This window comes from Pannonibacter sp. SL95 (assembly GCF_026672425.1).
Classification (GTDB): Bacteria; Pseudomonadota; Alphaproteobacteria; order Rhizobiales; family Stappiaceae; genus Pannonibacter.
The window spans coordinates 602,501-618,365 of the sequence record NZ_JAPPRC010000003.1 but is presented as its reverse complement, the minus strand read 5'-3'; the positions used below and the strand labels follow the sequence as shown (position 1 = coordinate 618,365).

General features: G+C 63.4%; 9 protein-coding genes, 1 tRNA gene and 2 rRNA genes. All 12 read right to left on the bottom strand.

All coding sequences use genetic code 11. The features are described from left to right. Window positions 1–9 precede the first annotated feature (9 nt). Window positions 10–1,530, bottom strand: a complete 1,521-nt coding sequence (cysG, locus tag OVA12_RS03405; RefSeq protein WP_268134498.1) for a siroheme synthase CysG — start codon at window positions 1,528–1,530, stop codon at window positions 10–12. Next, window positions 1,511–4,216 (bottom strand): nitrate reductase, encoded by a 2,706-nt coding sequence (locus tag OVA12_RS03400; RefSeq protein WP_268134496.1) that lies wholly within the window; start codon window positions 4,214–4,216, stop codon window positions 1,511–1,513. The genes cysG and OVA12_RS03400 overlap by 20 nt, the downstream gene beginning before the upstream one ends. Continuing rightward, window positions 4,209–4,550: a nitrite reductase small subunit NirD gene (gene nirD, locus OVA12_RS03395; RefSeq protein WP_268136993.1), complete on the bottom strand. Its 342-nt coding sequence runs from the start codon at window positions 4,548–4,550 to the stop codon at window positions 4,209–4,211. Before nirD ends, OVA12_RS03400 begins: the two co-directional genes overlap by 8 nt. A gap of 5 nt (window positions 4,551–4,555) precedes the next feature. Then, window positions 4,556–7,021 carry a nitrite reductase large subunit NirB gene (gene nirB / locus OVA12_RS03390; RefSeq protein ID WP_268134494.1) on the bottom strand — a complete coding sequence of 822 codons (2,466 nt, stop codon included), beginning with the start codon at window positions 7,019–7,021 and terminating at the stop codon, window positions 4,556–4,558. A gap of 5 nt (window positions 7,022–7,026) precedes the next feature. Continuing rightward, entirely contained in the window at window positions 7,027–7,827 is an 801-nt protein-coding gene (locus OVA12_RS03385) for an ABC transporter ATP-binding protein (protein ID WP_268134492.1), read from the bottom strand. A gap of 14 nt (window positions 7,828–7,841) precedes the next feature. Beyond that, window positions 7,842–8,669, bottom strand: a complete 828-nt coding sequence (ntrB, locus tag OVA12_RS03380; RefSeq protein WP_442793843.1) for a nitrate ABC transporter permease — start codon at window positions 8,667–8,669, stop codon at window positions 7,842–7,844. A 174-nt stretch (window positions 8,670–8,843) separates the two neighbouring features. Further along, the gene (locus tag OVA12_RS03375) at window positions 8,844–10,136 is read right to left on the bottom strand and encodes a CmpA/NrtA family ABC transporter substrate-binding protein (RefSeq protein WP_268134490.1); all 1,293 of its coding nucleotides are present in this window, start codon (window positions 10,134–10,136) and stop codon (window positions 8,844–8,846) included. A 328-nt stretch (window positions 10,137–10,464) separates the two neighbouring features. After that, window positions 10,465–11,727, bottom strand: a complete 1,263-nt coding sequence (locus tag OVA12_RS03370; protein ID WP_268134488.1) for a CmpA/NrtA family ABC transporter substrate-binding protein — start codon at window positions 11,725–11,727, stop codon at window positions 10,465–10,467. A gap of 27 nt (window positions 11,728–11,754) precedes the next feature. Then, the gene (locus OVA12_RS03365) at window positions 11,755–12,336 is read right to left on the bottom strand and encodes an ANTAR domain-containing response regulator (protein WP_268134486.1); all 582 of its coding nucleotides are present in this window, start codon (window positions 12,334–12,336) and stop codon (window positions 11,755–11,757) included. A gap of 191 nt (window positions 12,337–12,527) precedes the next feature. Continuing rightward, window positions 12,528–12,604 (bottom strand) — tRNA-Met (locus tag OVA12_RS03360). Window positions 12,605–12,674: 70 nt separating this feature from the next. Next, a 5S ribosomal RNA gene (gene rrf / locus OVA12_RS03355) occupies window positions 12,675–12,789 on the bottom strand. A gap of 199 nt (window positions 12,790–12,988) precedes the next feature. Beyond that, a 23S ribosomal RNA gene (locus tag OVA12_RS03350) occupies window positions 12,989–15,709 on the bottom strand. Window positions 15,710–15,865: the final 156 nt, after the last annotated feature.

The window sequence follows — 15,865 nt, the reverse complement described above, 5'->3', positions numbered from 1 at the left end:
GCCCACGGCTTAGCCAGCCTTGAGCTGGAACTCCGCAATGCTCCCTGAAAGGTCGCCGGGAAGACGAGTGGATGACTGGGCAAGCCCCGCCGCCACCTTGCCGAACACCGATCCAAGACCGATCAGCACCGGCGCGTCACCAAAGGCGGTCATCGCGTCGCTGGTCAGGTCGGCCAGCCTTCCGGACCAGATCCGCTCGTCGGGCCGGCTGACATTGGCATGGACGACGACGGGCAGATCCGGGCGGACGCCTTCGGCAAGAAGCCGCAAGCGGAGGCTGTCGGCCATGCGCCGGCCCATGTAGAAGACCGTGGTCGCCGCCTCGCTGGACAACGCGTCAAGATCCAGCGTCCCGGGCAGGCCGCCGGACCGCGAGTGGGCTGTCATCAGGCGCAGCGTCTGAGCGTGATCGCGGTGGGTGAGTGAAACCTTGAGCCGCGCCGCCATGGCCGAGGCGGCCGTGATGCCCGGCACCACATGAACCGGAATGCCCTCCGCCTCCAGCCGGGCGATCTCCTCGCCCGCCCGGCCGAAGACCATCGGGTCGCCCGACTTCAGCCGCACCACCTTGCGACCCTGGCGGGCCAGCGAGACCATCATGTCGTTGATGTCACCTTGCGCACAGCTCTCGCGTCCGCCGCGCTTGCCGACCAGGAGGCGCTTTGCTTCCCGGCGGGCGAGTTCCAGCACCTCGGAACTGACAAGATCATCGAAGAGGATCACATCTGCTGCCTGCAGCGCCCGCATCGCGGCAAGCGTCAGAAGCCCGGCATCGCCCGGCCCCGCCCCCACCAGTGTCACCTCGCCGATGGTCGTCGTCGCGGCTGTCAGACGGTCGACAAAGGCCGGTGCATCTGCCTCGACCTCCCCTGACGGTGCAGCGGTTGCGGCAAAGGCGAGATCGGAAAAGTGCTGCCAGAACTGGCGGCGCTGACGTATCTGGCCCAGCGCGGCAGCTACATGGCCCCGGATCCGCCCGGCAAAGCCCGCCCAGGCCGACAGACTGCGCGGCAGCAGCGTCTCGATGCGCTGGCGCACCGCCTGCCCCAGCACGGGCGCGGCCCCGTCGGTGGAAATGCCCACCACCAGCGGCGAGCGGTTGACGATGCCGCCGAATTGGAACTGGCAATGCTCTGGCCGGTCAATCACGTTGACCGGAACGGCGACCGCCCGCGCAGCTGCCACAAAAGCTGCGGCCTCCGCATCTTCCGCAACCTCGGCGACCGCCAGGGCCGCTCCGTCCAGATCGGCGGGCGTCCAGTCCCTTGCAGAATGACGGATGCGAGGCGCCAGTGCAGGATCTGCAAGCAGGTCGACCAGATCCGGGCATGGGTCAGGCGCCAGCAGATGCAGCTCCGCCCCGGTGGCCAGCAGCAGCTCGGCCTTCCAGGCCGCCGGCTCGCCGCCGCCGGCGAGGACCACCTTGCGCCCCGCCAGGGGCAGGAAGACGGGGAGAACGGCCAGAGGGTCCATCCGGGCCGCGCGAGGACGAGACGCAGCAGCATGCAATTCAGGCTGAACGGGCAACATGCGTGGCCTCCTCCTGCAGTTCCATCATATCGGCAATCAGCCGGGCAATTTCGGACCGGCACGAGCCGCAGTTGCTGCCCGCACTGAGGCTGGCACCGATCCCGGAGACGGTCGTGATCCCGGCGGCAACAGCCCCGCGGATCTCGTTGGCCCCCACCTGAAAACACGAGCAGACGATGGCGCCCTTGTCCGGCTGGTCAGCGCCCGGCCGCCCGGCCAGCAGTTTCCAGCGGTTGGCCGGCGTCGGCGCAGCCAGGCCCATGAGGCCGCTGGCCCAGCTGCGCGACACGGCAACCGGCTGGCGTGCCAGGAACACCGCGCCGACGAGCCGCCCGTCCAGGAAAGCCATCGCCCGGTAAAGACCATCGCCGCGCGACTGGAACGAGAGGCTCTCCGTCCCATGGCCACAGCGCTGCAACACCCCGGCGGCCAGCGCCTCGGGTTCCGCGTCCTCGAGCGCAGCGAACTCCAGCCGCTGGCCATCGTCGCGGCGGCCGGTTCCGAGGGGAGCAACGGCCCAATAGGCAAATGGCAGGTGAGCCGGCACCCCGGCGAGAACCGCAAAGCCATACCAGCTCGCCTCCAGACGGCGCAGGCCGACGATGCTGCGCTTCAGGCCCGGCTGACCGGACTGCGGATCCGTTGCCGCTGACACGAGCACGTCAATCCGCGACCTTGCGGAAAACTGGCCGGTCCAGTGCATCGGCGCAAAGACTTCGCCGGGGCGCACCCGGTCGGTCACGACCGCGCGCAGGACAGCCTCGCCCTGTGCGTTGTCCAGCACCACGAGATCCGCCGCCGCGATCCCCCGCGCCTGCGCATCATTGGGATGGATCTCGGCAAACGGCTCGGCGATATGCGCGAACAGCCGTCCGGTGCGGCCCGTCCGGGTCATGGTGTGCCACTGGTCGCGGATGCGGCCGGTGTTGAGGACAAGGCAGCCCGAGCCGACCACCGCCGGAACTGGCGGCGTCACGGCCACAAGGCGCGCCCGGCCATCGGACGTGAAGAAGCCCCCTTTTGCGAACAGGCGCCCGCCCTGCCCTGCCACACCGGTTGTCCCGGCCGGCTGCGGCCAGAGGAAAGGGGCAAGGGCATCATAGTCCTCGGCCGTAATGCCGGCATGGGCGCTGATGTCGAAATCCCGGCTGCCATGATTGCCCGTGCCGGACAGCCGCGCGTGCTCGGCAAAGATCGCTGCCGGGCCGTCATAGGCAAAGCCCGCGACATGCCCCATGCGCCGGGCGACTGCGGACAGGATCGCCCAGTCGGGCCGCGCCTCGCCCGGCAGCGGCAGGAAGGCACGCTGGCGCGAAATGCGCCGTTCGGAATTGGTCACCGTGCCATCCTTCTCGCCCCAGGCCGCCGCCGGCAGCAGCACATGGGCATGACGGGCGGTGTCGGTGGCACGGATGACATCGGACACGACAACGAAGGGGCAGCGGCTGAGCGCCTCCGCCACCCTGTTGGCGTCGGGCAGGCTGTCGACAGGGTTGGTGCCCATGATCCAGACGGCCTTAATGCGGCCGGCATGAATGGCCTCGAACAGGTCGACCGCCTTCAGGCCCGGCCTGGCCGCAAGGCGCGGCGCAGCCCAGACGGATTGCACGATGTCCCGATGCACAGGGTTGTCGAGATCCATATGGGCGGCCAGCATGTTGGCCATACCGCCAACCTCGCGCCCGCCCATCGCATTGGGCTGGCCGGTGACAGAAAACGGCCCCCTGCCTGGCCGCCCGATCCGGCCCGTGGCCAGATGGACATTCAGGATGGCGTTGACCTTGTCCGTACCGCAGACGGACTGGTTGACGCCCTGACTGTAGACGGTCACGACCTTTTCCGTGCGCGCAAACAGCTCGTAGAAGCGGCCGACATCGGCGGCGGCAAGACCGGAAGCGGCGGCAACGGTGGCGATGTCGCAGGCCGACGCCGCCGCAAGGGCCGCCTCCACCCCGCCGGTGTGCCGGGCCAGATAGGCCTCATCGAGCCGCCCGGCTTCGGCAAGATAGCGCAGCAAGCCGGCGAACAGCGCCACATCCCCGTCGGGCCGCAAACCGAGATGCAGGTCGGCGATTTCGCTGGTGGCGGTGCGGCGCGGGTCGATGGTGACGATGCGCAGGCTGGGGCGCTCCGCACGGGCCGCCTCCAGCCGCTGGAACAGCACCGGATGGCACCACGCCAGATTGGAGCCCACCAGCACGACCAGATCGGCCAGTTCCAGATCCTCGTAGCACCCCGGCACCGTGTCGGAGCCGAAGCCGCGCCGGTGGCCGGCAACCGATGACGCCATGCAGAGGCGCGAATTGGTGTCGATGTTGGCCGTGCCGATGAAGCCCTTCATCAGCTTGTTGGCGACATAGTAATCCTCGGTGAGCAACTGGCCGGAGCCGTAGAGCGCGACGCTGTCCGGCCCATGCTGCGCCACCGTCTCGGCGAGGCGCCGCGCCACAACGTCCAGCGCCATGTCCCAGCTGGCGCGGCGGCCGCCGATCTCCGGATGGAGCAGACGTCCGTCCAGCGACAGGGTTTCGGCAAGCGCCGAGCCCTTGGAGCAGAGCCGGCCGAAATTGGCCGGATGCGTCGGATCGCCGGCCACGAGCACCGAGCCATCCGCCTGGCGGGTGGCAAGGACACCGCAGCCGACGCCGCAATAGGGACAGGTGGTGCGCGTCACCGTTTCAGTCATCGGCCGCTCTCCGGGCCAGCACCGACCGGGCAAGGTAGACACGCCCCCCCTCGACCCGCGCCGGCGTGGTGGCCACGGCCCCCTCGTCGGCGCCCTGGGCGAGGCCTGTCGCAAGATCGAACACCCAGTTGTGCAGCGGACAGGTGACGAAGCGGCCGTGGACAATGCCCTGGCTGAGCGGCCCGCCCTTGTGCGGGCATCGGTCGTCGAGCGCGAAGACCTCGTCCTCGCCGGTGCGGAACAGGGCGACGCATCCCGCTGGCGTCTTCACGACGCGGGCGCCCTCCTTCGGGATGTCGGTGAGGAGGCCAATTTCGATCCAGTCCCTGGTCATCGCGTTCATTCGGCCGCCTCCAGTCCCAGCACGGCCATCGGCCGGAATTCATGCTTGTCCTTGCCCGAAACACGCTCGGACCACGGGTCGGTCTGTGCGAAGGCCTGCGACTGGACGAAGCGGTCAAAATAGGCGCGGCGGCGGTCGCGATCGTCCATGATCTGGCGGCGCACCTCGTCATGGCCGATGCGCTTGGCCCACTTGTAGATCCGCTCCAGATAGTGGCCCTGCTCGCGGTACATCTGGATCAGCGCCGTGATGGTCTCCACCGCCTCATCCTCGCTCGGGACGAGACCCAGAACATCGGTGCCCTTGATGTCCAGCCCGGCCGCGCCGGCGAAGTGGATCTCGAACCCACTGTCGACGCAGATGACGCCGACGTCCTTGCAAGTGGCCTCGGCGCAATTGCGCGGACACCCGGAAACGGCGAGCTTCACCTTGGCCGGGGTCCACGAGCCCCAGAGGAACTTTTCCAGCCGGATGCCGAGCCCGGTGGAATCCTGCGTACCGAAGCGGCACCAGTCAGAACCGACGCAGGTCTTCACCGTGCGCAGGCCCTTGGCATAGGCGTGGCCCGAGACGAAACCGGCCTTGCCCAGATCTTCCCAGACGGCGGGCAGGTCCTCCTTCTTCACGCCCAGCATGTCGATGCGCTGGCCGCCGGTGACCTTGACTGCCGGTATCGCGAACTTGTCGACCACATCGGCAATGGCTCGCAGTTCGGCCGCCGAGGTCATGCCGCCCCACATGCGCGGAACGACGGAATAGGTGCCATCTTTCTGGATATTGGCGTGGACGCGCTCGTTGATGAAACGCGACTGATAGTCGTCCTCGTACTCGCCCGGCCAGTCGGCCACGAGATAGTAGTTGAGCGCCGGCCGGCACTTGGCGCAGCCGCCGGACGAGGACCAGCCAAGCTCCTGCATGACGGCGGGGATCGACTTCAGTTGCTTGGCCTTAATCAGCCGCCGGACGTCATCATGGCTATGCGTGGTGCAACCGCACATCGGCTTCACGGCCTGCGCCTGGAACCGGTCGCCGAGGGTCAGCTGCATCACCTTCTCGACAAGGCCCGTGCAGCTGCCGCAGGAGGCCGAAGCCTTGGTATGCGCCCTGACCTCCTCCAGCGTGGTCAGCCCCTTGGCGGTGATGGCCGAGACGATGGTTCCCTTGCACACGCCGTTGCAGCCGCAGATTTCCGCATCATCCGCCAACGCTGCAACGGCCGCCGTAGGGTCCAGCGCGGCCCCTCCCTGATAGGCCTGGCCGAAGATCAGGGTGTCGCGCAGGTCCGTAACATCCGTCGCCTTCTTCTTCAGGTCCGTGAACCATGCCGCATCGCCGGTATCGCCGAACAGGACCGAGCCGATGATCCGGTTGTCCTTCAGGATCAGGCGCTTGTAGATGCCGGCGCTGGCATCGCGCAGCACGATTTCTTCCCGGTCATCGCCATCGGCAAAGTCACCGACCGAGAAGAGATCAATCCCGGTGACCTTCAGCTTCGTCGGCGTGTCCTGGTGCACGAAGGGCGCCGGCTCCGCGCCGGTCACCTCGCGGGCCAGCTCTCCCGCCAGAACCCGCGCCATCTCGTACAGCGGGGCGACCAGACCATAGACCTGGCCGCCGACCTCCGCGCATTCGCCCAGCGAATAGATCGACGGATCGCTGCTGCGCATGTGGGCATCAACGACAATGCCGCGATTGACCTCCAGTCCAGCCAGACGGCCGAGGGCCGCATTGGGACGGATGCCGGCGGCCATGACGACCAGCGTTGCCGGCACCTCCGTGCCATCCTGAAGGGCCACGGCCCGGACCTTGCCCTGTGCATCCGGCAGCAGTGCCTGCGTCTTGGCCCGGGTCATCACCTTGATGCCCCTGGCCTCGAGCGAGCGCTGCAGGAGATATCCGGCGGCCGGATCCAGCTGGCGTTCCATCAGGCTCGGCATGACATGCAGGACAGTCACATCCATGCCGCGCGCCTTCAGCCCGGCAGCAGCCTCCAGCCCGAGCAATCCGCCGCCGATCACGACTGCGGTCTCGCGCGATTGCGCAGCCAGAAGCATGGCATCGACGTCATCGAGATCGCGGTAGCTGATGACCCCTTTCAGGTCCGCCCCCGGCACGGGCAGGATGAACGGCACAGACCCTGTGGCGATGATCAGCCGATCATAAGCGGCCGTCGCCCCCTGATCGGAGGTGACGGTGCGGGCCGCACGGTCGATGGCGGTGATCCGGTGCCCCTTGTAGAGGGTAATCCCGTTGCGGATGTACCAGCCATCCCCGTGGATCACGATGTCCTCAAAGGTCTTTTCGCCCGAGAGGACCGGCGACAGCATGATCCGGTCGTAGTTGACGCGCGGTTCCGCGTTGAAAATGGTGATCTCGTAGAGATCGGGCGCAAGCTCGAAGAGATGCTCCAGCATCCGCCCCGGGGCCATGCCATTGCCGATGATGACGAGTTTCTGGCGCATGGGGATCACTCCGCCGCTTCCACGAAGCGATGCCGCTCGTAGAGGAATTTCAGGACGGCCTCGCGGCACTTGAGATAGGTGCGGTCACCGGCCAGCTCGATGCGGTTGCGCGGACGGACAATCGGCACGTCCAGAACTTCGCCGATGCGAGCCGCAGGGCCATTGGTCATCATCACGATACGGTCGGACAGGAGCACCGCCTCGTCGACATCATGGGTAATCATGATCATCGTGTTGCCGAGCCGGGCATGGATCTCCATCACCGCATCCTGCAGATGTGCCCGGGTCAGTGCATCCAGCGCGCCGAAGGGCTCGTCCAGCAGCAGCACCTTCGGTTCCATCGACAGCGCCCGCGCGATCCCGACACGCTGCTTCATGCCGCCCGAAATCTCTCCCGGCCGCTTGTCGCGGGCATGTCCCATCTGCACAAGATCGAGGTTATGCAGGATCCAGTCGTGCTGCTCGGCACGGGACTTGGTACGCCGGAACACCTTGCCTACAGCCAGCGCCACGTTTTCGTAGACAGTGAGCCACGGCAGCAGGCTGTGGTTCTGGAACACTACCGCGCGGTCAGGTCCCGGCGCATCGACGGTCTTGCCTTCCAGAAAGACGACCCCGGAGGTGGCTGGCGTCAGTCCGGCAATGATGTTCAGCAAGGTCGACTTGCCGCAGCCCGAGTGGCCGATGATGGAGATGAACTCTCCCTTTGCGACCCCGAGCGAGACTTGCGTGAGCACTTCGGTCTTGGTGCCGCCGCGCTGGAACGACTTGTCGACCAGTTCAAGAGTGAGATAGTGCTGAGCCATGTCCAGTCCTCCGGTCAGGCCGTTGCGGTCCCGCGGGTGATGAGGCGCCCGGCAAGGGCAATGAGACGGTCGAGGAAGAAGCCGACAACGCCGACGTAGATCAGCGCCACGATGATGTCGCTGATCAGCGACGAGTTCCACGCATCCCAGATGAAGAAGCCGATGCCGACGCCGCCGATCAGCATTTCGGCCGCGACGATGGCCAGCCACGACAGCCCGACCCCGATCCTGAGGCCGGTGAAGATGTAGGGCGCCGCCGCCGGCAGCATGATCCGGCCGAAGTACTCGAAGCCATTGAGGCGCAGCACCCGGGCGACGTTCTGGTAATCCTGCGGAATGTTGCGCACGCCCGCAGCGGTGTTGATGATCACCGGCCAGATCGCGGTGATGAAGATGACGAAGATCGCCGACGGCGCCCCGTCCTGGAACGCGGCCAGCGACAGGGGCAGCCAGGCCAGCGGCGGCACGGTGCGCAGGACCTGAAAGATGGGATCAAGGCCGCGCATGGCCCACTGGCTCTGACCGAGCAGCACACCAAGGGCGATGCCGGCGATGGCCGCAAGCGAATAGCCGATGGCAACGCGCTGCAGCGAGGCCAGGATCTGCCAGAACATGCCCTGATCGGTGCCCTGCCCCCGGTAGAACGGATCGGCGATGATCTGCCAGCTTTCCGTTAGAACACGGGAGGGCGGCGGCAGCGGGGCGGTCGGGCTGGAGCACAGAACCTCCCAGACGGCCAGCAGAACTGCCAGCGTGATCAGCGGCGGCAGCAGGCTCTCGCCAAGCTGGCGCAGCAGCTGTGGCAAGCGGGCAAGGCTGCCCTCGGCGGGTTTGCGCGGCATGAACGACAGGATGCGGGCCTGCGGCGTCATCGGCCGGGCGTCAACGCTGGCCGGAGCAGGCTTTGCGGGATGGATTTGTGCAACGGACATGCCGGTCTCCTTCAGAGGTCGGGAGTCCGGGCGGCGGTGCCGCCCGGCACGAGGATCGGCTCAGGCCAAATGTCAGGCCCGACATCAGGCTAGGCGGCTGATCGCAAGGCTGGCGAGATAGGCTGCCGGGTCCTCCGGATCGAAGACCTTGCCGTCGAAGAAGACTTCCTTGCCACGCGAGACACCGGCCGGAATGTCAGCAATACCCAGATCGGCCGCCGCCGCGCGCCAGATGTCCTCCCGGTTGACCGCATTGACGAGGGCCTTCAGGTCCGTGTCCGGCGCAAACTTGCCCCAGCGGATGTTTTCGGTCAGGAACCAGGCGTCGTGGCTTTTGAAGGGATAGGACGCCGCCCCCTGCCAGAACTTCATCTCAAGGCCGGAGTTCTCGACGACCTTGCCGTTGCCGTAATTGATGGTGCCCTTGAGGCGGCCCAGCACATCCTTGGCCGGAACGTTGAACCACTGCCGTTTGCCCAGGATCTCGGCCATTTCCTCCTTGTTTTCCATGCTGTCAGCCCAGATCTGGGCTTCCATCACCGACATCAGCAGGGCCTTGGCGGCATTGGGGTTGGCCTCGACCCAGTCGGCTCTCACGCCCAATGCCTTTTCCGGGTGCCCCTTCCACAGTTCGCCCGTGGTACAGGCCGTGAAACCGATGCCCTGGTTGACGAGTTGCTCGTTCCACGGCTCGCCGACACAGAAGGCATCCATGGTGCCAACCTTCATGTTGGCCACCATCTGCGGCGGCGGCACGACGATGGTCGAGACGTCCTTGTCCGGATCGATGCCACCGGCGGCCAGCCAGTACCGAAGCCAGAGGTCATGGGTCCCGCCCGGGAACGTCATCGCAACCTTGACCTCGCCACCTGCGGCCTTCTTGGCGGCAAAGGCTTCCTTCAGGAGGCCAGCGTCCAGGCCAACGCCCGAACCGGCATATTCCTTGGCAACTGAGATACCCTGGCTGTCCAGGTTGAGCCGCGCGAGGATGGCCATCGGAACCGGCACGTTGTTCTGTGTCACCTTCCCGGTGTGCATGAGATAGGGCATCGGCGTCAGGATATGCGCCCCGTCAATGCCATTGGCAGCACCACCAAGAACGATGTTGTCACGCGTCGCGCCCCAGGAGGCCTGCTTCAGCACCTCGACGTCCGGCAGCCCGTGTTTGGCGAAGATGCCCTTTTCCTTGGCGATAATGAGCGGTGCAGCATCCGTCAGGGCGATGAAGCCCAGCTTGAGACCGGTCACTTCGGGACCTGCCCCGGCAGCAAAGGCGCCGGACGGAAAGCTTGCGCGCACTGCGGCGATCAGGGCAGCTGCTGCCGATGTCTTGAGCAATCCGCGGCGGGTAAATCCGGTTCCTGAACCTGTCGTCATGATCGTGTCCCTCTGGAAGCAACTGGTCTCTGGAAAACAAAAAACGCCGCCCGGTGACTGCGCCAAACCTCCTTGCGGTGTTCGGCAGCAAACCAAGCGACGTCGGTGTCATTGGTGGGAGCGTTCCCCGCGCCCGTTTTCCCCGATCCTCGTTGACCGGAGTTACCCTAATTATTGCAACAGGCGTGCCAGACTGGTCGCACTGCAGCAAACATATGATTTCAAACGGATTTCACGAGAATTCTTAATAAAGCGCTGCGAGCGTCATGGACTGAATATTGAGCAGATACTGCATCGCAACAATTCAACTGCACAAGAACGAGGCTGCCTATTCGCTTGGCGCACCGGCAATGACGTGGCCTTGCTGGCGAATGGCTGCAGCCTCGACATGCGCCATGACGTTTGCAGGATCGAACACCAGGCCGTCCATAAAGGGTGTCACTGCAAAGAGGGACGGATCCAGCTCCTGTTCAGCGTTGGGCCCCAGTGCGGCGTCATAAAGATCGCTACGGCAGGCGGAGACAGCCATCACTTCACCGGCGGCGGAATGGCTTGCCTGGCCCCACCGGATCATCTGGCTGTAGATCCACAGCACCTGAGGCGGGCTCGGGCGGTTCGCCCCTTGCCCATGAAACCGGAAATAGCCTTCGATCCGGCGCAGCGTGCCTTTGTCATCAAGGCAGAATTCACCGGCCAGCACCCGGCGCAGGATCGCGACCGGCGCCGCAAGATGCTGCGGCAGGGCGAGGATCCGGGCTAGATCGTCGTGGTGCTCCGGGTCGGCGCACCAGCGGGCGGACCGGTCCAGCGCTTGCAGCAAACGCAGGACCGTGTCCTCGTTGGCTTCGATGTAATCCGGCCGCAGACCGATGACCTTTTCCGGCGCGAGCGGCCAGATATCCTGCTTCGCAGCCACAATACGTCCGACGCCTCGCTCGCAGGCCATCATGTTCCACGGCGCGCCGACACAGAAACCGTCAATCGCCCCGGCCTCCAGCGCATCCGTGGTTATGGGCGGCGGGACGACGATCAGCCGGACATCGCGATCCGGATCGACACCGCCGGCCGCCAGCCAATAGCGAAACTCATAATTATGCGAGGAAAACGGATAGGTGACACCGAGGGTCAAGGGAGGCGCGCCTGCCGCTTTTCGGCTGGCCACCAGCCGGGCAAACGCCTTGGCGCAGGCCAGCGCATCGGCAGTGCCGGATAGCCCGGCCTCCTGACGCATCCCGTCATAGATCCGGACCGACAAGGTGATGGCGTTGCCGCCACGGCCGAGCGCGAAAGGCGTGACCACCGGTGCCGGATTGGAGCCTAGCCCCAGCTGGGCAGCCACAGGCATCGGTGCCAGCATGTGCGCAGCGTCAAATTGCCGGAAGGCAAGCCGGTCGCGAACATTGGCCCAGGACACATCGCGCACCAGATCAAGCTGCAGTCCTTCTGTTGCCGCAAAGCCCAATTCCGATGCCGCAATCAGGATCGAGGCATCGACGAGCGGAATGAAGCCGGCGCGCACGAGCCGCGTCTCGCGTCGGCCAAGCGCTGGGGCGGGCGGAACGCTGGAGAAAGCTGTGGGGCTTGCGTTCATATCCTCAGGCTCCCTGTCGGCGGCGGCTCACAGCAGCAGGCTGGCCGCGGTGACAACGCTTTGTGCGATGTCCGCCATCTTCTTCTTCTCGTTCATGGCGGTTTGCCGCAGCAGGGCGAAGGCGTCTGCCTCCGACAGCCCGCGCGAAGACATCAGAATGCCCTTGGCCCGCTCGATGATCTTTCGCTCTTCCAGGGCATTGCGCGCATCCACCAGTTCGCGCTGCAGGCGGGCGAAGGCGTTAAACCGCGCAATCGCCATGTCGAGGATCGGCTTCACCCGCTCCTGCCTGAGCCCGTCAACCACATAGGCCGACACCCCGGCATCAACGGCGGCCTCCAGCATGCCGCTGTCGGAGCGGTCGACAAACATCGCGATTGGCCGCTGCGCTGCACGGGAGACCTGAAACAGATGTTCGAGCTGATCGCGGTTCGGATTTTCCAGATCGATGACGATCACATCGGGATCGATCTCGAGGATACGGCGCAGCAGTCCATCCATGCTCGACATCAGGATGACCCGCTCATGCCCAGCCTCCCTCAGGCCGCGCTCGATGATCGAGGCGCGGATCTGGTTTTCGTCGATTACAAGGACGGTCAAGGACTCCATGGCCCATTATGGGGCGCAGCAAAGGCGGCGCAACGATGTTGCCTGCACAAATTTCATGCGCATTTGCCTGCACATTGGTCTTCGCACTGACATTTTGTCCTGTGCTTTGTCTCCCCCTGATATTTGTTCCTGTTTTATTCTTATTTCACTGTTGGTGTATTTGGGAGGGATGTTTTTTTCTTTGGCTGATTTGGTTGCGGGGGCAGGATTTGAACCTGCGGCCTTCAGGTTATGAGCCTGACGAGCTACCGGGCTGCTCCACCCCGCGTTGAGGTGTTTGGCGGATTTTCCGCGGGTGTTATGTCTTGAGTGTTGAGAGGTTTGTCTGGACTTTGCAGGCCTGGCGGCGACCTACTCTCCCGCGTCTTGAGACGAAGTACCATTGGCGCTGGGGGGTTTCACGGCCGAGTTCGGGAAGGGATCGGGTGGGGGCCCCCCGCTGGGGCCACCAGGCCGGCGAAGTGCAGACAGATGAGGAACTGGTCTTTTTGCCTTTTGAGGCATCGATGATTTTGGCGCATTTCCCTGACTATCGAGGGACTTGACGGACCGAAGGTCCGCAAGCGCGACGCGCGCCGGCCACGTTTGGCCGCCCTCGCGGAGGGCAGCGCCCGTGAGCGCTTTAGAATGGAATGGACATTGATTAATGAGAGTGATCAAGCCGAACGAGCTATTAGTAAGGCTCAGCTTCACGCGTTGCCGCGCTTCCACATGCCTCCTATCGACGTGGTGGTCTACCACGGCTCTTCAGGGAGAACTTGTTTTGAGGTTAGTTTCCCGCTTAGATGCTTTCAGCGGTTATCTATTCCGAACATAGCTACCCTGCACTGCGGCTGGCGCCACAACAGGTCCACCAGAGGTTCGTCCATCCCGGTCCTCTCGTACTAGGGACAGATCCTCTCAATTCTCCTACACCCACGGCAGATAGGGACCGAACTGTCTCGCGACGTTCTGAACCCAACTCACGTACCGCTTTAAATGGCGAACAGCCATACCCTTGGGACCTGCTCCAGCCCCAGGATGCGATGAGTCGACATCGAGGTGCCAAACAACCCCGTCGATATGGACTCTTGGGGGTCATCAGCCTGTTATCCCCGGCGTACCTTTTATCCGTTGAGCGATGGCCCTTCCACGAGGGACCACCGGATCACTATGGCCGACTTTCGTCTCTGCTCGACTTGTCAGTCTCGCAGTCAGGCAGGCTTATGCCATTGCACTCGACGACCGATTTCCGACCGGTCTGAGCCCACCTTCGCGCGCCTCCGTTACCATTTGGGAGGCGACCGCCCCAGTCAAACTACCCGCCACACACGGTCCCGGATGCTGTTACATCGCGGTTAGATATCCATGACGACAAGGGTGGTATTTCAAGGATGACTCCACGAGAGCTGGCGCCCTCGCTTCAACGTCTACCACCTATCCTACACATGTCGACACGAATACCAGTGTGAAGCTGTAGTAAAGGTGCACGGGGTCTTTCCGTCTGACCGCAGGAACCCCGCATCTTCACGGGGAATTCAATTTCACTGAGCCTATGCTGGAGACAGCGGGGAAGTCGTTACGCCATTCGTGCAGGTCGGAACTTACCCGACAAGGAATTTCGCTACCTTAGGACCGTTATAGTTACGGCCGCCGTTTACCGGGGCTTCAATTCGGAGCTTGCACACCTCCTCTTAACCTTCCGGCACCGGGCAGGCGTCAGACCCTATACGTCGTCTTGCGACTTCGCAGAGCCCTGTGTTTTTGATAAACAGTCGCCACCCCCTAGTCTGTGCCCCTCCTGGCTGGTTGCCCAACCAGAAGGCTCCCTTCTCGCGAACTTACGGGAGCAATTTGCCGAGTTCCTTCAGCATAGTTCTCTCAAGCGCCTTGGTATGCTCTACCTGTCCACCTGTGTCGGTTTAGGGTACGGTCTATACGCGGGGGCTATTTCCCGGGACACCTTCACCGCATCCCCAATCCAGTAAGGGGATACGATACACGGCATCCGTCACCACCCGCAGGCTGCAGAATATTAACTGCATTCCCATCGACTACGCCTTTCGGCCTCGCCTTAGTGGCCGGCTAACCCTGCTCCGATTAACGTTGAGCAGGAACCCTTGGACTTTCGGCGAGCGGGTCTCTCACCCGCTTTGTCGTTACTCATGTCAGCATTCGCACTTCCGATACCTCCAGGAGCCCTCACGGGTCTCCCTTCACTGGCTTACGGAACGCTCCGCTACCGCGCACTTACGTGCACCCGCAGTTTCGGCACATGGCTTGAGCCCCGTTACATTTTCGGCGCGGAACCCCTTATTTAGACCAGTGAGCTGTTACGCTTTCTTTAAATGATGGCTGCTTCTAAGCCAACATCCTGGTTGTTTTGGGAGTTCTACATCCTTTCCCACTTAGCCATGATTTGGGGGCCTTAACTGGCGGTCAGGGTTGTTTCCCTTTTCACAATGGACGTTAGCACCCACTGTGTGTCTGCCGACTAGTACTCCTCGGTATTCGGAGTTTGGTTAGGATCAGTAAGACGGTAAGTCCCCATAGCCCATCCAGTGCTCTACCCCCGAGGGTATTCGGTCGACGCTCTACCTAAATAGATTTCGCGGAGAACCAGCTATTTCCGAGTTTGATTGGCCTTTCACCCCTAGCCACAACTCATCCCCGACTTTTTCAACAGGCGTGGGTTCGGTCCTCCAGCACGTGTTACCGTGCCTTCAACCTGGTCATGGCTAGATCACCCGGTTTCGGGTCTAATCCAACGAACTAAGTCGCCCTATTCAGACTCGGTTTCCCTGCGCCTACACCTATCGGCTTAAGCTTGCTCGTTAAATTAAGTCGCTGACCCATTATACAAAAGGTACGCTGTCACCCTTTCGGGCTCCAACTGTTTGTAGGCATCCGGTTTCAGGAACTGTTTCACTCCCCTCGTCGGGGTGCTTTTCACCTTTCCCTCACGGTACTTGTTCACTATCGGTCGACAAGGAGTACTTAGGCTTGGAGGGTGGTCCCCCCATGTTCAGACAGGATTTCACGTGTCCCGCCTTACTCGAGGACCTAGTTTCTTTCTACCCGTACGGGGCTATCACCCAATAATGCCCGACTTTCCAGACGGTTCCGGTTCTTAAAACTAGGCCACTGGCCTGGTCCGCGTTCGCTCGCCACTACTAGCGGAGTCTCTGTTGATGTCCTTTCCTCCGGGTACTGAGATGTTTCAGTTCCCCGGGTTTGCCCCCTTGCGGGTACTCCATACGGAGTGGGTTGCCCCATTCGGAAATCGCCGGATCAAAGCTCATTCGCAGCTCCCCGACGCTTATCGCAGCGTATCACGTCCTTCATCGCCTCTTGTCGCCAAGGCATCCACCAAATGCCCTTAAGACGCTTGATCACTCTCATTATCGATGTCCATTCCATGTTTGATCACCAGCCAGCCAAAGGCCAACCAGTGCAAACAGGTCATCGATTTTAAGACCAGTTTCTCGAGGCTCTTTCAACGATCCGCGCGGTCAAGTGCGGAACCATCGCTTTCGCAACGCTTGAGGAA